This is a genomic window from Aggregatibacter sp. Marseille-P9115, from assembly GCF_920939465.1.
GTDB classification, from domain to species: domain Bacteria; phylum Pseudomonadota; class Gammaproteobacteria; order Enterobacterales; family Pasteurellaceae; genus Aggregatibacter; species Aggregatibacter segnis_B.
Genome location: NZ_OV100759.1, coordinates 1845658 through 1864589, shown reverse-complemented (window position 1 = coordinate 1864589; position 18932 = coordinate 1845658). Strand labels below are relative to the sequence as shown.

Here is an 18932-nt window from a genome sequence, read left to right as displayed (position 1 = left end):
TTACTTTTTCAAACTGCCGTAAGCCAAGCAAAGCCAGCCAATTAAAAATAAGGTACCCCCAATCGGTGTCACCCAAACCAGGAATTGTCCTGCGCCAAGGGCGAGTGCATAAAGGCTGCCGCTAAACAAAAGCACACCGAGCACCCAAGAACTGGCGGCAACGTTAGCCATTTTGCTGGCAAGCAATGATTCACGGCACAATTGCGCAATGCCAACACCAAGAATCGCAAGAGTGTGGAACATTTGATATTTCACACCGGTTTCAATCCACGCTAACGCTTTAGGCTCTAAAACCTTGCTTAATCCGTGAGCAGCAAAAGCGCCAATCGTCACACATAAAAAACCGCTCAAGGCGGCGATAAATAACCATTTATTTTTCATTTAAAATTTTCCTATAAGTAATGCCAAAATACCGGCGGCGATAAGTGGCCCGACAGGGATACCGCCCAGAAAAGAAACACCGATGATAGTGCCGATGACCAAGCCTGTCACTAAGACAGGCTGTTCCCCCATCAGCGGAACGCCTTTGCCCGCAAGCCACGCGACCAATACACCTACCGCAATGGCAACGAACATTTTCCAACTGACAAAAGCCGACAGGCCGGGAAGCTGAATTTTACCGGAAACTAACGGGCTCAAAACGCCAATGGTTAAAATCACGATACCAATGCTCAAGCCGTATTTTTCCAAATAGGGAATATATTTCGCGAGTAGCGTTTGTTGCATGATCAGTAACACTGCGGCAGAGATAGTGATAGAGCTGTTGTGGCTAAGAATGCCGAGCAAAATTAACACCACTAAAAGTAACGCAATCATATTGAATTGAAGCGACATATTGATCCTAACGTGTAGTAAAAATTCGCGGAGAATTATAGCACAAGCCATCAAATTTGCCCTGCGGCAGAAACAAAAAACCGCACTTGGGAAAACCAAAGTGCGGTTGTATTTCAAAACGTTTTTACGCTTGCGGATGTCTTGCTGCGACTTCTTCTAATAAGGTTTTAAGTTCACCTTGTTGAAACATTTCCAACACGATGTCGCAACCGCCGATTAACTCGCCTTCTACCCATAATTGTGGGAATGTTGGCCAATTGGCGTAAGCCGGTAATTCGGCACGAATATCCGGATGTTGTAAAATATCCACATAACCGAAGGGTACGCCACAGTTAATTAAGGCTTCCACCGCGCGAGCAGAGAAACCGCAAGAAGGGAATTTTGGCGAGCCTTTCATATAAATCAGAATCGGGTTTTCGCTGATTTGTTTTTTGATTTTATCTAGAGTTTCCATAATGTTCCTTGTATTCATTGAATGAGAAAACGCGCGCATTGTATCACAAACCAAAGTTGCCACAAATAAAAGTCGAGCGTTTTACTACGTTATTTACCAGCTTCCGCCGGCACCACCGCCGTCAAAACCACCTCCGCCGAATCCACCATCGGAACCACCGCCGAAACCGCCTCCGCCAAAGCCACCTCCGAAACCACCTCCATCTCTGCCGTTACGATGACGATCTGGCATGGATTTTCGCAATACGTCATTTAGCACATGATTATTGGTTGGCGTGACATAAGGTCGGCGACTGTTCATTTCCGCCATCACGACAATCAAAATAAACAGCGCTAACATGATAAAGGGCACAAAATCCCCAAAATCATTCTCTTCTTCCGCTTGTGCGGCAAATTCGCCTTTGGTTGCAGCAATAATGTAATCCAAGCCATTATCGATGCCTTGGGCATACTGCTCGTTACGGAAATAAGGGCGAATTTGGTTGCGAATAATTTGTGATGCAAGGGCATCGGTCAACACGCCTTGCAGGCCTTGTCCCACCGCAATAAACAATTTGCGATCGTCTTTAGCAATGAGTAACAACACACCGTTATTCAGATTTTTTCGTCCGATACCCCATTTATCGCCTAATTCAAAGGCATATTGGGAAATCTCATATTCACCGGTCGTCGGCACAATCACCACCGCAATTTGCGAACTGGTTTCTTTGCCATAGGCTACCAACTTAGCCTCTAATACGCCAAGCTGCTTTTCCGATAAGGTGTTCGTGTAGTCATTCACATAACGGAAAGGTTTTGGAGAATCAGGAAAGGTGACGGCAGAAACAGTCGTCGCCATAAAAATGCAGAAAAAAATGACCGCACTTTTTAAGCTCAATAAACTAAATACGCGTTTAATCATGAATGATCACCTCGTTATCCAGTTCATTTTGATCATCCGGTTGAACCGGAAAATGCCGAACCAAGTGTTCACCGATTTTCTGCATCGAAGCCAAAATACCTTCCGTATATTGCTTTTGTTTAAAATGCGCAATCATGCGGGCACATTCTGTGTGCCAAAAGTCATCACCTACATACTGATGAATACCAATATCACCGATAATCGCGCATTGACGATCATCATAGGCAATATAAATCAACACGCCATTACGCGCTGCCGTTTGATGCATTTCAAGTTGTGAAAAAACACCCAACGCACGTTCATAAACAGAAAGTGCGGTCGGTTTTGACGGTATTTTTCGTTCGATAAAAATCCGAAATTCAGCGGAGGTTTGTCGCTCAAGGCGGGCAATTGCCGCCTCGAGCTGTTTTTTATCTATCGGGATTTTTGCAAATAATGGCATCGCGCCACCTTATTGTCCGTTTAGTTAAAATTCACTGTCGGCGCATTTTCAGCACCGGCAACAGATTTGAAATAAGGTTTTTCTTTGAAACCAAAAATCATCGCAACCACTTTGGTTGGGAAAGTACGAATTTTTTGGTTGTATTCACGTGCCGCTTCATTGAATTTATTACGCGCGACATTAATGCGATTTTCGGTACCTTCCAATTGCGCTTGTAAGTTCATAAAGCCTTCGTTCGCACGCAACTCAGGGTAATTCTCTACGCTGACCAATAAACGAGACAAAGCTGAACCGACTTCATTTTGGCTTTGTTGGAATTGGGTTAATTGCTCTTCCGTTAAATGAGACGGATCGATTTTGGTTTGCGTTGCTTTGGCACGCGCTTCAACAACACCGGTCAAGGTTTCTTTTTCAAAGTTTGCCTGGCCTTTCACGGTATTCACTAAATTCGGGATCAAATCGGAACGACGTTGATAAGTCGATTCTACATTTGCCCACACAGAATTAATTTGCTCTTCCGCGGCAACCAAGCCGTTATAACTTGGAATCAAAGTCATCGCTGCAACAACGGCAACAATAATCAGAACAAGCCATTTTTTCATTTTTTTCCCTTACAATAATTAAAATTAGCTAAAAAAACAAAAGACCTAAACACAGGTTTAGGTCTTTTTTATCTTTATCTGAAAATAATTAACAAAATGTTAATTATTTAGTACCGCTAACTGCGATTTCTACGCGACGGTCATCAGCTAAGCAAGCGATAAGCGCTTTACGGCCTTTAACTGCGTCACATTTGTTACCAGTAACTGGGTTTGCTTTACCGTAACCGGTTGCAGAAATAGCGTTTTGAGAAACGCCTTTAGCAACTAAGTAGTTAGCTACAGTTTCAGCACGTTTTTGAGATAATTTTTGGTTGTAAGCGTCAGAACCGATACGGTCTGTGTAACCTGCAACTTTAACGTTTGCACTTTTAACTTGTGCGATTTCGCCGTAGATACCATCTAACACGCCTTGTGCTTGTGGTTTTAAGTCAGCTTTGCCGAATGCGAAAGTTACATCAGAGTTTAAGTTGAAAGTTTTGTTTACAACTTCAGGCGCTACAACTGGTGCACCTTGACCAAAACGGTAAGATAAACCTAAAGATACAGAACCGATATCTGGGGAATAACGAACATCTGAGTCAACACCAGCTTTTCTTTCAGCTTTGCCTAAGTTACCTACACGGCTCACCCATTGGTATTCAGCACGTAATGCTAATTCAGGAAGGATTGCATACTCAACACCTGCTGCGAATACCGGAGATACTTTTAAGTTGTGGTATTTCTTAACATCACTACCATCAGTAAATTTATAATCGCTACGGATTAATGCTGCACCAACACGACCATAAACATCTAAGTCTGCTAATACCGGGTAGCTGCCTTTAAGTGCTAAAGTAGTACCATGCGCTGTGTGTCTAAAATGTTGTTCACCGTTGGTTTTAGCTTTAGCACGACCGAAATATTCGTAACCTGCTTCAACAGCCAAGTTATCAGTGATTTGATAACCACCGAACACACCGTAAGCTTCAGAGTTACGGCTAACTGTTTGACCTGGTTCATCTTTAAATTGGTTAAGACCGTGATGTACAGATGCCCAACCAGCTTTTGCGCCGGCATAGAAAGTGTCAGCTTGTGGAGCTGCTTGTGCTACTGTTGCTGCTGCTAAACCAGCGATAGCTAATGCGATTGCAGTTTTTTTCATTTTGATGATCCTCTTTAATTTAGTCATCTATTTTAAAACAAGTATCAGCTGATATAGCTGAAAACCGACACAAGAACTTGTGTCACCTTCATCTTAAACCGTTTACCTCTAAAAGTGAAATTTTTTACAATTTCCAGCTTAAGATGTTGTTTCAAATAGGATTGAAGTTTTCCTATTTCTTTTGATGAGAAATATCCAACTCCCCTCAAAAGTTGCGGCATTATCCTACTGAAATAACATAAAATCAAACAAATAGACTTCTTTTTGCTTAAATTTTAAGCAATTAAACATTCTTTTTGTCTATTTTGCAACCCCATCTCAATATTTCTTCAATAAATTTAATATTTATCAAATGATTTTCTATGTTAAACTTTGGTTACTTTTTACTCCACCTAATCCCAAACAAACATTAACCAATATAGAGTGGTGCAACATGCTACCCCGCTTAACGAATATCCCTCAACTTTCTCCATTAGTCAGTGATTATTTAGATGCGCTACGATTGCAACATTTTGAAGGAGACATTGCCTCAAATTATGCCGATCGTCTTAGCCTCGCCACCGACAACAGCGTTTATCAACAACTTCCGCAAGCCATTTTATTTCCGAAAAGCATTGCCGATGTGGTTCGTCTAACAAAACTCGCACAACAAGAAAAATACCTTTCTCTGACGTTTACACCACGTGGTGGTGGCACCGGTACGAACGGGCAATCTATCAATAACAACATTATTGTTGATCTCTCTCGCCACATGACGAAAATTTTAGAACTCAACGTAAAAGAACGTTGGGTGCGCGTGCAAGCCGGCGTGGTGAAAGATCAGCTTAATCAATTTCTAAAGCCGCACGGTTTATTTTTCTCGCCGGAACTCTCCACCAGTAACCGCGCCACCTTAGGGGGAATGATCAATACGGATGCGTCAGGGCAAGGATCTTTACAATACGGGAAAACCTCCGACCACGTGCTCGGTTTACGCGCCGTACTCATCAATGGCGAAATTTTAGAGACAAGTGCGGTCAAATCTGACGACGTTTTTCGCTATACAGAAGAAAGCTCTCTCTCTGCCAACGTGAAAAAAATCCATCAAGAGATTTTTCAACGTTGCAAAGACAAACGCTCACAAATCCTGAATGATTTACCCCAATTGAACCGTTTTCTGACCGGTTACGATTTAAAAAATGTGTTTAACGATGATTTAAGCGAATTCAATTTAACCCGTATTCTCACAGGTTCAGAGGGCTCACTTGCTTTTATTTGCGAAGCTACATTGGATTTAATGCCGCTGCCACAACATCGCACATTAATTAACATTAAATACAATTCTTTTGATGCGGCATTGCGCAACGCACCTTTTATGGTCAAAGCCAATGCACTTTCCGTAGAAACCGTGGATTCCAAAGTGCTGAATTTGGCTAAACAAGACATTATTTGGCACTCCGTCAAAGAACTGTTAACAGAAGACGCACAACATCCTATTCTTGGCTTAAATATTGTGGAATATGCCGGCAATAATCAGGCATTAATTGAAAAACAAGTGGCGCAGTTATGTGCACAATTGGATCAAAAAATTACTGAAGGCAAAGATCATATTATCGGCTATCAAGTTTGCGATCATTTGCCGTCCATTGAACGTATTTATGCCATGCGGAAAAAAGCCGTAGGGTTACTTGGCAATGCCAAAGGCGCGGCAAAACCCATTCCTTTTGTGGAAGACACTTGTGTGCCGCCGGAAAATTTAGCGGATTACATTACCGAGTTTCGCGCTTTATTAGATAGCCATCATCTGCAATACGGTATGTTCGGCCATGTGGATGCAGGCGTGTTACACGTTCGTCCTGCATTAGATTTATGCGATTTAGCGCAAGTTAAATTATTTAAACAGATTTCCGACGAGGTGGCAGAACTCACCCGCAAATACGGCGGTTTAATTTGGGGTGAACATGGCAAAGGAATGCGCTCGCAATACGGCGAAAAATTCTTTACGCCCGAATTATGGCGCGAATTACGTTACATCAAATTCTTATTTGACCCACAAAATCGTCTCAATCCAGGGAAAATCTGTACGCCGTTAAACAGCGAACAAGCACTTTATTCCATTTTATCGCCAATGCGAGCCGACCTCGATCGCCAAATTCCCGTTCAAATGAAAGAAGAATTTATCGGTGCCATGAATTGTAACGGTAACGGGCTATGCTTTAACTTTGATGTCCACAGCACCATGTGTCCGTCAATGAAAGTGAGTAAAAATCGCGTCTTTTCACCGAAAGGCCGCGCCGCCATGGTGCGTGAATGGTTGCGTTTATTAGCGAATGAGCAAGTTACCCCGGCGCAATTGGATTTCAAGCAATCCACGGTAAAACTCACGGATATTGTGCATAAAATCCAAAACAGCTATCAAAAACGCCGTGGCGAATACGATTTTTCCCATGAAGTGAAAGCGGCAATGGACACTTGTCTGGCGTGTAAAGCTTGCGCCAGCCAATGCCCGATTAAAATCGACGTGCCTAGCTTCCGCGCGAAGTTCTTCCATTTTTACCACCAACGTTATCTGCGCCCCATCAAAGATTATGTAGTGTCCAATGTGGAATACGTTGCGCCGCTAATGGCAAAACAAGCGAAGCTCTTCAATTATTTTACAGCGACTAAATTTAGTCAAAAAGTAGCAGAAAAATGTTTAGGCATGACGGATTTACCGTTGCTCTCGACACCCAATCTGCAACAACAACTCATTCAACTTGGCCATCAAAACGCCTCATTAGAGCAATTAGAAAGTTTAAGTGCGGTGGAAAAACAACGTATTTTGCTTATCGTACAAGATCCTTTCACTTCTTATTATGATGCCAAAGTCGTTGCCGATTTTGTGGCGTTAACGAAAAAACTGGGCTTTAAACCTGTGGTATTGCCATTTAAACCTAACGGCAAAGCGCAACACATTAAGGGCTTTTTAACCCGTTTTGCCAAAACCGCAAAAAATCAGGCTGAGTTCCTTAATCGTATGGCGAAACTAGGTATGCCTTTGGTCGGTGTGGATCCCGCCATTGTGTTGTCTTATCGAGATGAATACCAAGAAATTCTTGGCGCTGAGCGCGGTAATTTCCATGTGCTGACCGCCCACGAATGGCTCAAGCAACAGTTGGATAACGGCATCTTGTTATCCGCCCAAAACACCGAAAAAACCGACCGCACTTTTGAGCCGCATCAGTGGTATTTATTCCCACACTGCACAGAAACGACTGCGATGCCAAACAGTGGCAAAGAATGGCAACACATTTTTGCCGCTTTCGACCAGCAGTTGCAGGTTGAAAGTGTCGGCTGTTGCGGCATGGCTGGTACTTTCGGGCACGAAACCCAGCATATTGAAATGTCGAAAGCCATTTATGAAGCCTCATGGGAGAAAAAGCTGCAAAATAAAGATCCGAACTTCTGCTTAGCAACCGGTTATTCCTGTCGTAGCCAAGTGAAGCGTTTCGCCCATTATCAGCCGAAACACCCTGTACAAGCCTTATTAACTTTATTGAAATAACAACACCATGAGCATTTGGAAGAAACATCTCACGCTACAACAACTAAATGACTTCTGCCAACACTGTGCCGTGGCACATTTAGGCATTGAATTTACCGCACAGGGCGATGATTGGCTGGAAGCCCGTATGTCGGTAGATCACCGCACTACTCAACCCATGGGATTTTTACATGGTGGCATTTCCGCGGCACTTGCGGAAACCATTGCTTCCACTGCCGGTTTTTGCTGTGTAGAAGCAAATCAGGCTGTCGTTGGTTTAGAGATCAATGCAAGCCATTTACGCCCGGTAAAACAAGGCTATGTTTGCGCTAAATCAAGCCCGATTCGTTTAGGCAAAAACGTTCAAGTTTGGCAAATTGACATTCGGGACGAGCAAGATAAACTATGCTGCGTTTCACGTTTAACTCTTTCTATTATCACACATGACTAATTTAAAAATCGGCGTCATTCTTGCCAATTTAGGTACGCCAGACTCACCAAGTCCTAAGGATATTTCCCGTTATTTATGGCAATTTTTAACGGATCCCCGCGTGGTCGATTTACCTCGTTGTAAATGGTATCCGTTACTTAAAGCCATTATTTTGCCGTTGCGTTCTAAACGAGTCGCAAAAGACTACCGTTCTATTTGGACCGAACAAGGTTCTCCGTTAATGGTGTTCACCGAACAACAAAAGCAAGGCTTAATCGACTTTTTCCGACAACAGCAACTGGATGTGGAAATCGAAATCGGTATGACTTATGGTAATCCGTCCATGCCAAGTGCTGTGCAAAAATTAATGGATAAAAAAGTGGAACACATCATCGTACTTCCGCTCTATCCACAATACAGCAGTAGCACAACAGGAGCCGTGTTCGACTCTTTTGCTGAGGCATTGAAACAACAACGTGGCATTGTGCCCTTTGATTTTATTCATTCCTATCCGCTCAACCAAAACTATATTTCCGCGTTAATTGATTCTTGCAAAGCGAGATTAAAGGCGGATGAGTTTTTACTGTTTTCCTTTCACGGCATTCCGTTACGTTATGAAAACACCGGCGATTACTACCGCACACATTGCCAACAAACCGCAGCTGCGGTGGCACAAGGGTTGGGCTTAAATGAAAAACAATGGGGTTTAACCTTCCAATCCCGTTTTGGTAAAGAAGAATGGTTACAGCCTTATACCGATGAGTTTTTGTCTAACGCTGCAGCACAGGGCATTAAGAAAGTGGCAGTAATTTGCCCGGGATTTGCCGTGGATTGTTTAGAAACCTTGGAAGAAATTGCTGAGGAAAATAAAGACTATTTCATCACTAACGGCGGTGAAAGTTATCAATATATTCCGGCACTGAACGCCTCTCCGGCACATATCGAAACTTTGGGCAGATTAGTGATCAATCAAATGGCGAAAATGAAATGCAACAACTGCGCTTCACCAAACATTGCCATTATTCCAACCATTACGGTGCCAACGTCAAACAACCTTAGTAGCCGTTGTCATTAAGCGAGAAATAAAAAAAGTGCGGTGGATTTTTGAGGTGTTAAAAACACTTGGAAAATCCACCGCACTTTTGTTTTCAGGGCATTTGATGGCGCAGGCTTCATAGCATGTGCCAATAACTCCTTGATATGAAATGGCACGCGTTAGGAAACGCGCGCCATCAAAAAGGCGTAACTTACGATTTCGTACGTAGCGTACATCTTGATGCACGACCAAACTACGCACGGAACGTTATTTACCCCTTTCGGGTATTCATGATTTCGTGCAACAAGTTACACGCTACGATTCTTTTCTTTTCAGGGCTTCCAGTCTTTATCATTACCTGGAAGTCCGAAAGAACCTACAGTATCAAAAATACCGACAAATTTTTATAGACTAGTATACTTGCTAATCTACATCAGCCCCTTTATTTTATACTAAAAATAATTCAACATTCATTTCAGCGATTCTAGCTTGAGCATTTTCGGGTAATCCTTTATCACAGATAATCGTATCTAGTGAACTAAGTGGATATAGTAGAAATGTTGCTACTTTGCCATATTTGGATGAATCAGTAACAAGGATATTTTTTTGACTAAATTGGATAATAGCCTTTTTGACAGGAATTTTTTGCTCATCAGGCGTGGTTAGCCCTTTTAAATTCCAAGATGAAGTCGAGATGAACGCAATGTCAACTGAAATTTGATGTAGAAATTGGGCAGCAAATTCTCCCACAGAGGAACGATTTGATTTATTAATGAGCCCGCCAGTATGCATAATATTACATTGGCTATTGACCATTAAATAATGGGCAATAACAAAATCATTAGTAATTACAAGTAGATCGTTTCGATTAGCGATTTGTTTTGCGATTTCAAGTGTTGTCGTGCCAGCATCTAGATATATAGTGGAATGTTCTTGTATTAACTCAACTGCTTTTTTACTAATAGCCGTCTTTTCAGTCGTTGCTAGTAATGATTTATCATCATGTGTTGGTTCACTGGATAAACGTTCAAGTAATTGAACCCCCCCCGAAACAGAGATGACTTTTCCATCCTCTTCGAGCTTTTGTATATCACGACGTACGGTCATATGTGATACGCCTAAGATATTGACTAAGTTATTTATACTAATAACGCTTTGTTTACTAATTAAGTTTAATAATGTCTTTTGCCGTTCAGCAGGAATCATCTTTTTCTCCATACCTGATTTCAAATCAGATTATGAGCTCATAACGTTTTATCACTAAAATTAACAAAAAATAACATTTTTTATCATTCTGTGACGTAGTTCTCAGATTTAATTTATTGTATCGGTTAATATACAGACAAATTTAGTTAAGATCTATTGGGGGATTAAAAATGGAAAATCAAAATTATTCAGTCGCAGTAATTGGTCTTGGTTCTATGGGTATGGGCGCAGCGGTATCTTGCATTAATGCAGGATTAACGACCTATGGTATTGATTTAAACCCAGTTGCACTTGAAAAACTAAAAGCGGCAGGTGCAAAAGCTGTAGCGACAAATGGCTATGACTTCGCTCACGAACTTGATGCTGTAGTGATTTTAGTGGTTAATGCAGCCCAAGCTAACGCAGTATTATTTGGCGAAAATGGTATTGCTAAAAAATTAAACGCAGGTACAGCGGTGATGGTTTCTTCTACCATGGCGGCTCAAGATGCTCAAATAATTTCACAAAAATTAACAGAATTAGGTTTGATTATGTTAGATGCACCTGTTTCTGGTGGTGCAGCTAAAGCATTAAAAGGTGAAATGACTGTTATGGCATCGGGTTCAAAACAAGCATTTGAGTTGTTACAACCTGTTTTAGATGCCACCGCGGCAAAAGTTTATAACATTGGTGAAGAAATTGGTTTAGGTGCAACGGTGAAAATCGTCCATCAATTATTAGCCGGCGTACATATTGCAGCAGGTGCGGAAGCTATGGCTCTTGCCTCAAAAGCGGGTATTCCACTTGATGTTATGTATGATGTTGTGACCAATGCAGCTGGTAACTCTTGGATGTTTGAAAACCGGATGAAACACGTAGTAGAAGGTGACTATACGCCGCTTTCTATGGTTGATATTTTTGTGAAAGATTTAGGCTTAGTTAATGACACTGCAAAATCACTTCATTTCCCACTTCATTTGGCAAGCACAGCCTATTCTATGTTCACTGAGGCAAGCAATGCGGGTTATGGTAAAGAAGATGATAGTGCAGTGATTAAAATTTTTAGTGGCGTTAACTTACCGAAAAAAGGAGCGTAGCGATGTTAGGTGTTATTGCAGATGATTTTACAGGCGCAAGCGATATCGCCAGTTTTTTGGTTGAAAATGGCTTAAGTACGGTGCAAATGAACGGTGTTCCAACACAATCGTTAAACAGCAAAGTAGATGCCATTGTGATCAGTCTAAAATCACGTTCCAACCCTGTGAATGAAGCCATTGAACAGTCATTGAGGGCTTATCAATGGTTAAAGGAAAATGGTTGTACGCAATTTTATTTTAAATATTGTTCCACCTTTGACAGCACAGCGAAAGGCAATATCGGTCCTGTCACGGATGCTTTACTAGATGAATTAAATGAAGATTTCACCGTTATTACACCAGCCTTACCTGTAAATGGTCGCACTATTTTTAACGGCTATTTATTCGTAGGTGATGTATTGTTGAGTGAATCAGGCATGAAAAATCATCCGATTACGCCAATGACTGATGCTAATTTAATGCGTTTAATGGATGTACAAGCCAAAGGTAAAACAGGTTTGGTGGCGTATGCTGATGTGATTAAAGGGGCTTCGCGTGTGCAAGAGCGCTTTGCGGAATTAAAAGCACAAGGCTACCGTTATGCGGTTGTTGATGCCGTGGATAATTCGCAGTTGGAAGTACTTGCTGAAGCAGTGGCGGATTTCAAATTGGTGACAGGTGGTTCAGGCTTAGGAGCTTATATGGCTGCACGTTTAAGTGGTGGCAAAAAAGGCACCAATGCCTTTACGCCAACTAAAGGTAAAACCGTGGTGCTTTCAGGGTCTTGCTCAGTAATGACCAATAAACAAGTGGAAAAATATCGTGAAAAAGCACCGCACTTTCAACTCGATGTTGAGCAAGCCATCCATAATGAAAATTATATAGAACAACTTTATCAGTGGGTGATAGCAAATCTCGATAGCGAATTTGCCCCGATGGTCTATGCAACAGTGCCACCAGATGCATTAAAAGCTATTCAACATCAATTTGGGGTGGATCAAGCAAGCCATGCCATTGAAAGCACTTTTGCCAAACTTGCCGCTAAATTAAAACAAGCCGGCGTGGTCAACTTTATTACTGCTGGTGGTGAAACCTCAAGTATTGTGGTGCAAGAACTTGGTTTTACTGGGTTCCATATTGGTAAACAAATTGCCCCGGGTGTGCCTTGGTTAAAAGCGGTAGAAGAAGATATTTTCCTTGCGCTTAAATCAGGCAATTTCGGCAAAGAAGACTTTTTTGAATATGCACAAGGAATGTTCCTATGACGGATTTAGTACAAAAAGAATTAATGGTGCAGCTCGGACGTTCTTTTTATGAGCGAGGTTACACCGTGGGCGGTGCAGGTAATTTATCAGTTCGCTTAGATGACAATCGTGTGTTAGTGACCCCTACAGGTTCTTCACTCGGTCGGTTAAGTGTAGAACGTTTATCTGTATTGGATATGGAAGGTAATCTTTTAGGGGGCGATAAACCATCGAAAGAAGCAGTATTTCATTTGGCTATGTACAAGAAAAATCCTGAGTGCAAAGCCATTGTGCATTTACATAGTACCTATTTGACCGCACTTTCTTGCTTAGATAATTTGGATCCTAATAATGCTATAGAGCCATTTACACCGTATTACGTAATGCGCGTGGGAAAAATGCAGGTTATTCCCTACTATAGACCGGGTTCGCCAAAGATTGCAGAAGAATTAAGCAACAGAGTTTTAACAGGCAAAGCCTTCTTACTCGCTAATCATGGTGTTGTTGTCACTGGCTCAGACTTGCTTGATGCGGCAGATAATACAGAAGAGTTAGAAGAAACCGCAAAATTATTCTTCACTTTGCAAGGACAAAAAATCCGCTATCTCACTGATACCGAAGTGAAAGATTTAGAAAATAGAGGAAAATAATTATGCCTAAATTTGCAGCAAACTTAACCATGATGTTTAACGAAGTGCCATTTTTAGATCGCTTTGAAGCGGCGGCTAAAGCAGGCTTTAAATATGTCGAATTCTTATGGCCTTATGATTACCCTGCACAAGAACTCAAAGCAATTTTAGATAAGCATGGCCTAAAAGTTGTGTTATTTAATACCCCAGCTGGTGATGTAAACAAAGGTGAATGGGGTGTTTCGGCAATCCCTGGCCGAGAAGCTGATAGCCATAGAGATATTGATTTGGCTCTTGAATATGCACTTGCATTAGGTTGTCCAAATGTACATATCATGTCAGCAGTTGTGCCAGAAGGTGCAAGCCGTGAAGAATATAAACAAACCTTTATTAAAAACGTACGCTATGCATCTGATAAATATAAACCATATGGAATCAAAATTCAGCTTGAAGCTTTAAGCCCTGAAGTGAAACCTAATTATTTACTCAAAAGCCAATTTGATACGCTTGAAGTGGTGGAATTGGTTGATCGTGATAATGTATTTGTTCAACTCGACTATTTTCATGCACAAAATGTAGATGGCAATCTTGCACGTTTAACTGATAAATTAAATGGCAAATTTGCTCACGTTCAAATTGCTTCTGTACCAGACCGTCATGAACCCGATGAAGGTGAAATTAATTACCAATACATTTTCGATAAACTTGATACTATTGGTTATGATGGCTATGTTGGCTGTGAATACAAACCACGTGGCGAAACCACAGCAGGATTAGATTGGTTCCAAAAATATAAATAATTGATAAAAATTTAACCGCACTTTAAATTTTAAAGTGTTATCTCAGCTAAACGTTCTGCTTTGGCAGAACGTTTTTGAATAAGAGGGCATCTTTATGTCAAATGAAGTTCTTATTTTAATCGGTGTTGTGAGTGTTATCGCGCTTTTGACTTTGATGATTAAAGGTAAAGTTCATCCATTTATTGCGTTAGGGCTGGTGAGTATTGCAGTTTCGCTTTCTGCTGGCATTCCGATGGGAAAAGTTATTCCAACGTTAATTAGTGGTATGGGTGGCACCTTAGGTAGCGTTGCTTTGATTGTTGGTCTTGGAGCAATGTTAGGTAAAGTGATTGAGAAATCTAATGGCGCAGATGTACTTGCGAGTTGGTTGCTTGATAAGTTTGGTGCCAAAAGAGCGCCATTTGCATTAGCAATGACAGGTTTTATTTTTGGTATCCCTGTTTTTGTTGATGTTGGTTTCATTGTATTAATCCCAATTATCTTCAGTGTGGCTCGTCGTCTTGGTGGTAATATGTTGGTCTATGCATTACCAATTGGTTTGTCTATGTTGACAGTGCATGTACTTATGCCACCTCATCCAGGTGTGGTTGCTGGCGCTCAAGTGTTAAATGCTGATATTGGTTTAGTGCTAGGATTAGGCTTTGTCGCAGCGCTTCCTGCAGTTTTAATTGGTCAAACATTTATTCCATTTTTTACAAAAAATAATTTTGTGAGCATTCCAGCTTCAAGTGATCTACTTGAATATCAAAAACTTCGTTCACAAGAAGATAATGGCTTACCATCATTTGGAACTGTGTTATCAATGATAGTTTTCCCATTAGTATTAATCATGTTGGGGACAGTAACAGCTACAACATTACCAAAAGAAAGTGTTGTTCGTGAATTTTTTAGTATGGTAGGGGCGTCACCGTTTGCTTTAATGATTGCCGTATGCTTATCCTCTTATGTACTTGGTATTAAACGCGGCTGGGGCAAAGATCAATTAGAAGAAATCTTAAACTCAGCATTAGCACCTATCGCGGGCATTATCTTAATTACTGGTGCTGGTGGTATGTTTGGTAAAGTGTTAGATGCGAGTGGCGTAGGTAAAGCATTAGCAGATGTCTTATCCAGTACTGGATTACCTGTCTTATTGCTAAGTTTCATTCTTGCCGCATTGTTACGCGCAGCACAAGGTTCAGCTACAGTAGCCGTAATTACTACAGCAACTATTTTAGCGCCAGCAATTACTGCAGCAGGTTATACGGGTATTCAAGCCGCATTAGTTACCGCAGCGATAGGGGCTGGTTCTATGACCTTATCACATGTTAACGATAGCTTGTTCTGGGTATGGACGAAATTCTTTGGCATTACAATTTCTCAGGGATTGAGAACTTGGTCAATTCTCACGACAATTTACGGCACAATCGCATTTGGATTTGTGTGTTTAATGTGGGCTTTTGTTTAATCAATACTAAGGCAAGTTATGGAAACATAGCTTGCCTTTATTTTATGAGGAACTTTTTATATTTAAAAAATCTCTTCTCATATTATCTTTGGGGCTGACGTAGATTAGCCCTAAATACCACACCATTTTCGCAATGTTTTAAGTTGTTCTTTTGGTGCTCCAAAGTTAAACCGAAATTCACATTCCTTCAAGAATAAAGGAAAGTTTTTTCGGTCGATGCCATTATATTTTCGGAGTATTCTCTTCGCCTGACTCCAGAAATTTTCTATTCCATTTATGTGGTTTTGTTTCACCGTAAATAGTTCGGAATGATTGATTCGTTCGTGGTGAAATTTGCTCACATCAAGGGCATCATAGCTTCGATAAGTATCGGTATAAACCCAGCTGTCAGGCTTGATTTTCCTCACAATAACAGGCATTAATGTCTCTGTTTTGGTATTTTCTACCACTACTGTAAATACTTTTCCTTGTCGCTTTAACAAACCGAATACAGCAACTTTTCCTGCTGCGTCTCGACCTTGTTTTCCTTTACGATGACCGCCAAAATAGCTTTCATCAAGCTCAATTTGACCATCAAAAACCTCATTGGCTTCAAGGGCCAAATGATAGCTAATGACTTCACGAATTTTTCGGTAAAACAAAATCGCTGAATTGGCTTAGATACCGAGTAAATCAGCCGCTGCTCGGGCTGTTACTTCTAATACAAAAAATTCAAGGAGCTTATTTTATGAATTTCTTTAATTTACAATTAGTTACATTCATTTTTATAGACGAGTATACTTGCTAATCTACGTCAGCACCAAAGAATAAACTTGTCGGTAAAATCTTAGGAAAAAGTAATGCCTTTCACGATTTTTATTTGGAAAGGCATTAAAATTTGTGCGGTAAATTAGTCAATTTTCGGTCTTTGAGCAACTGCTACATAATACCGGAGATATTAAAAACACTTGGAAAATCCACCGCACTTTCATTTTCAGGGCATTTGATGGCGCAGGCTTCATAGCGTGTGCCAATAACTCGTTGGTATGAAATGGCACGCGTTAGGAAACGCGCGCCATCAAAAAGAAATATGGTGAGCTTGACGAGTATCGAAGTCGTACAGGGCGTTTTTTATAAAACGCTGTCCTACCAATTAGACAACAAGCTCATATCCGATTAATTCGCTTTCCACTCTCCGTTCACAACGGTACCAATAACCTGGTAATCGTTCGTGAAGACAGCAAGGTTAGCGACTTTGCCGGCTTCAACGGAACCCAAACAGTCATCTACACCGATGGCGCGTGCCGGATAAAGATTACTCATACGAATCGCTTCAGCAAGTGGAATTTCGACATATTCCACCGCATTTTTGATGGATTCCATCATGGTGATAGAAGCACCTGCGATCGTACCGTTACCGTCATAGCAACGTCCTTCTTTCACATAAATGGTTTTACCCACGAAGGTGAACGTTTCTAATTCTGGGCCTGCACCGGCAGCCGCGAGAGAATCGGTAACGATACAAAGTTTGTCGCCTTTCACTTTTTTATCCAAACGCACATTGCCAAAATCCACGTGTACGCCATCCACGATAATGCCGGTGTAAACATCAGAATCCAATACTGCGCCCACCACGCCCATGGCGCGACCGGAACTGACCGGTGACATCGCATTGTGTAAGTGCGTTGCAAAAGTTGCGCCTTTACGGAAAGCCGCTTTTGCCACGTCATAGGTCGCATTAGAGTGACCGACTGAAACCACGATGCCACTTTTCACGAAATCAGGCGTGTAGTTGATGGTCGGGTTTTCCGCGGCAATGGTGAGTTTCGTGATCACATCAGCATTTTCACACAAGAAATCTTTCATTTCAGGTGAAATTTCACGGATATATTCCGGACGGTGTACGCCTTTTTTCTCTACGCTCAAATACGGGCCTTCAATATGCAAACCCAGTGCTTGGTTTTTATGCTTATTCAAATATTCACGCATAATTTTCACCGCGCTTTTAATGCCCTCATCCGGTGCCGTAATAAAAGTTGGCAAGAAACTGGTACAGCCGGATTTCAGGTTAGTCGCTTGCATGATTTCTAAGGTTTCTACGCTGGTTTGGTCGTTGAACATCACGCCACCGCAACCGTTTAATTGCAAGTCAATAAAACCGGCAGTGAGGTTATGCCCTTGTAAATCAAGGGTCTTAATGCCACTTTCCAATTCGCTTTGTGGAATCACTGCTTCAATGTGTTCGCCATTTACCACCACTGCATAATCCCGTAGGATTTCATCTTTGGTGTAAATGACGGAATTAATTAATGCATATTTCATAATCGTACCTTTAAATAATCTAAAAATTCACCGCACTTTTGCGCTAAACATTACAACACGCTGTGAATAGCGTGACTTTCCAAGTCGGTGAAATATTTCACGGTTTTTACTTTCAGTTCTTGCAACGCCGGCTCATCACACACCAACACAAAGTGGCGATGTAATTGCAAGGCACTCACTGTCCACATGTGGTTCACTGCGCCTTCAACAGCGGCTTGCACCGCTAACGCTTTCCCATGGCCGGTGGCTAAAATCATGACTTCTTCTGCGTCTAATAACGTGCCTACACCAATGGTTAATGAATATTTCGGCACTTGAGTAATATCGTTATCAAAGAAACGGGAGTTCGCAATAATGGTGTCCGGTGTTAAGGTTTTAATACGGGTGCGGGAGCTCAACGAAGACGCCGGTTCGTTGAAGGCAATATGTCCATCTACGCCAACGCCGCCCATAAATAAATGAATTTTGCCGTAAGATTTGATTTTTTCTTCGTAACGGCGACACTCTTCATCATGATCGTCCGTATTGCCGTCTAAAATATTGATGTTTTGCGGCTGAATATCAATGTGGTTAAAAAAATTGTTGTGCATGAAGCTGTGATAGCTTTCCGGATGTTCTTTCGGAAGACCCACATATTCATCCATGTTGAATGTGACCACATGTTTAAAACTCACTTCACCGGCTTGGTTTAAGCGGATCAGTTCTTGGTAAGTTTTAAGTGGTGTTCCACCGGTAGGTAAACCCAATACAAACGGGCGTTCTTCGGTGGGATTAAAACGATTGATTCTGTCAACGATATGACGTGCTGCCCAACGGCTAACTTGTTGTTCGTTATGTAGAGGGATAAGGCGCATAATAAACTTCCTTTATTGTGACCGCACTTTACAATCATTTTGTAGGAACAGGCGT

The 18932-nt window shown here is 41.5% G+C and carries 18 protein-coding genes, 1 tRNA gene and 1 pseudogene; 8 read left to right on the top strand and 12 right to left on the bottom strand.

Features of this window, described 5'->3' with window-relative positions; translation table 11 throughout:
* The 7 genes from LQ983_RS08905 to ompA form a co-directional block, all read right to left on the bottom strand.
* Complete coding sequence (locus LQ983_RS08905; RefSeq protein ID WP_111305437.1) at window positions 1-381, bottom strand: DUF423 domain-containing protein; 381 nt, start codon at window positions 379-381, stop codon at window positions 1-3.
* A complete protein-coding gene (locus tag LQ983_RS08900) occupies window positions 382-834 on the bottom strand; it encodes a DUF441 domain-containing protein (RefSeq protein ID WP_048750312.1) in 453 nt (150 codons plus the stop codon). It abuts the gene before it with no gap.
* Between the two features lie 124 nt (window positions 835-958).
* On the bottom strand, window positions 959-1288 hold the full coding sequence (gene grxD, locus LQ983_RS08895; protein WP_032997916.1) for a Grx4 family monothiol glutaredoxin: 330 nt from the start codon (window positions 1286-1288) through the stop codon (window positions 959-961).
* A gap of 93 nt (window positions 1289-1381) precedes the next feature.
* Window positions 1382-2188 (bottom strand): YgcG family protein, encoded by an 807-nt coding sequence (locus LQ983_RS08890; RefSeq protein WP_111305436.1) that lies wholly within the window; start codon window positions 2186-2188, stop codon window positions 1382-1384.
* Entirely contained in the window at window positions 2181-2630 is a 450-nt protein-coding gene (locus tag LQ983_RS08885; protein ID WP_111305435.1) for a TPM domain-containing protein, read from the bottom strand. The genes LQ983_RS08890 and LQ983_RS08885 overlap by 8 nt, the downstream gene beginning before the upstream one ends.
* 20 nt (window positions 2631-2650) lie before the next feature.
* Entirely contained in the window at window positions 2651-3232 is a 582-nt protein-coding gene (locus LQ983_RS08880; RefSeq protein ID WP_230622409.1) for a LemA family protein, read from the bottom strand.
* Window positions 3233-3335: 103 nt separating this feature from the next.
* Window positions 3336-4373 carry a porin OmpA gene (gene ompA, locus LQ983_RS08875; RefSeq protein WP_230622408.1) on the bottom strand — a complete coding sequence of 346 codons (1038 nt, stop codon included), beginning with the start codon at window positions 4371-4373 and terminating at the stop codon, window positions 3336-3338.
* 433 nt (window positions 4374-4806) lie between these two features.
* Between ompA and LQ983_RS08870 the strand changes: the two genes are divergently transcribed.
* From LQ983_RS08870 to hemH, 3 genes are read left to right on the top strand one after another with little or no spacing between them, the layout of a single operon-like run.
* Window positions 4807-7896 carry an FAD-binding and (Fe-S)-binding domain-containing protein gene (locus LQ983_RS08870; protein ID WP_230622407.1) on the top strand — a complete coding sequence of 1030 codons (3090 nt, stop codon included), beginning with the start codon at window positions 4807-4809 and terminating at the stop codon, window positions 7894-7896.
* Between the two features lie 7 nt (window positions 7897-7903).
* Window positions 7904-8326, top strand: coding sequence for a hotdog fold thioesterase (locus LQ983_RS08865; protein ID WP_230622406.1), 423 nt, complete (start codon window positions 7904-7906; stop codon window positions 8324-8326).
* Complete coding sequence (hemH, locus tag LQ983_RS08860; RefSeq protein WP_230622405.1) at window positions 8319-9380, top strand: ferrochelatase; 1062 nt, start codon at window positions 8319-8321, stop codon at window positions 9378-9380. The genes LQ983_RS08865 and hemH overlap by 8 nt, the downstream gene beginning before the upstream one ends.
* A 408-nt stretch (window positions 9381-9788) precedes the next feature.
* Here the strand turns inward: hemH and LQ983_RS08855 are convergent, their stop codons facing one another.
* A complete protein-coding gene (locus LQ983_RS08855; RefSeq protein ID WP_015702000.1) occupies window positions 9789-10547 on the bottom strand; it encodes a DeoR/GlpR family DNA-binding transcription regulator in 759 nt (252 codons plus the stop codon).
* A 170-nt stretch (window positions 10548-10717) separates the two neighbouring features.
* Between LQ983_RS08855 and ltnD the strand changes: the two genes are divergently transcribed.
* From ltnD to LQ983_RS08830, 5 genes are all read left to right on the top strand, one after another.
* Window positions 10718-11623, top strand: coding sequence for an L-threonate dehydrogenase (gene ltnD, locus LQ983_RS08850; RefSeq protein ID WP_230622404.1), 906 nt, complete (start codon window positions 10718-10720; stop codon window positions 11621-11623).
* Window positions 11624-11625: 2 nt separating this feature from the next.
* On the top strand, window positions 11626-12867 hold the full coding sequence (otnK, locus tag LQ983_RS08845) for a 3-oxo-tetronate kinase (protein WP_230622403.1): 1242 nt from the start codon (window positions 11626-11628) through the stop codon (window positions 12865-12867).
* Window positions 12864-13496, top strand: coding sequence for a 3-oxo-tetronate 4-phosphate decarboxylase (otnC, locus tag LQ983_RS08840; protein WP_230622402.1), 633 nt, complete (start codon window positions 12864-12866; stop codon window positions 13494-13496). The genes otnK and otnC overlap by 4 nt, the downstream gene beginning before the upstream one ends.
* Window positions 13497-13498: 2 nt before the next feature.
* The gene (gene otnI, locus LQ983_RS08835; RefSeq protein WP_230622401.1) at window positions 13499-14275 is read left to right on the top strand and encodes a 2-oxo-tetronate isomerase; all 777 of its coding nucleotides are present in this window, start codon (window positions 13499-13501) and stop codon (window positions 14273-14275) included.
* 94 nt (window positions 14276-14369) lie between these two features.
* Window positions 14370-15722: a gluconate:H+ symporter gene (locus tag LQ983_RS08830; protein WP_230622400.1), complete on the top strand. Its 1353-nt coding sequence runs from the start codon at window positions 14370-14372 to the stop codon at window positions 15720-15722.
* Window positions 15723-15832: 110 nt separating this feature from the next.
* On the opposite strand, the pseudogene LQ983_RS08825 reads toward LQ983_RS08830, so the two are convergent.
* The 4 genes and pseudogenes from LQ983_RS08825 to nagB all read right to left on the bottom strand — a co-directional run bounded on the left by LQ983_RS08825 (window position 15833) and on the right by nagB (window position 18877).
* A pseudogene (locus LQ983_RS08825) lies at window positions 15833-16484 on the bottom strand (IS1595 family transposase).
* A gap of 308 nt (window positions 16485-16792) precedes the next feature.
* Window positions 16793-16869 (bottom strand) — tRNA-Ile (locus LQ983_RS08820).
* Window positions 16870-16877: 8 nt separating this feature from the next.
* Complete coding sequence (gene nagA, locus LQ983_RS08815) at window positions 16878-18023, bottom strand: N-acetylglucosamine-6-phosphate deacetylase (RefSeq protein WP_230622399.1); 1146 nt, start codon at window positions 18021-18023, stop codon at window positions 16878-16880.
* Window positions 18024-18073: 50 nt separating this feature from the next.
* Window positions 18074-18877, bottom strand: coding sequence for a glucosamine-6-phosphate deaminase (gene nagB / locus LQ983_RS08810; RefSeq protein WP_230622398.1), 804 nt, complete (start codon window positions 18875-18877; stop codon window positions 18074-18076).
* Between the last annotated feature and the right edge of the window lie 55 nt (window positions 18878-18932).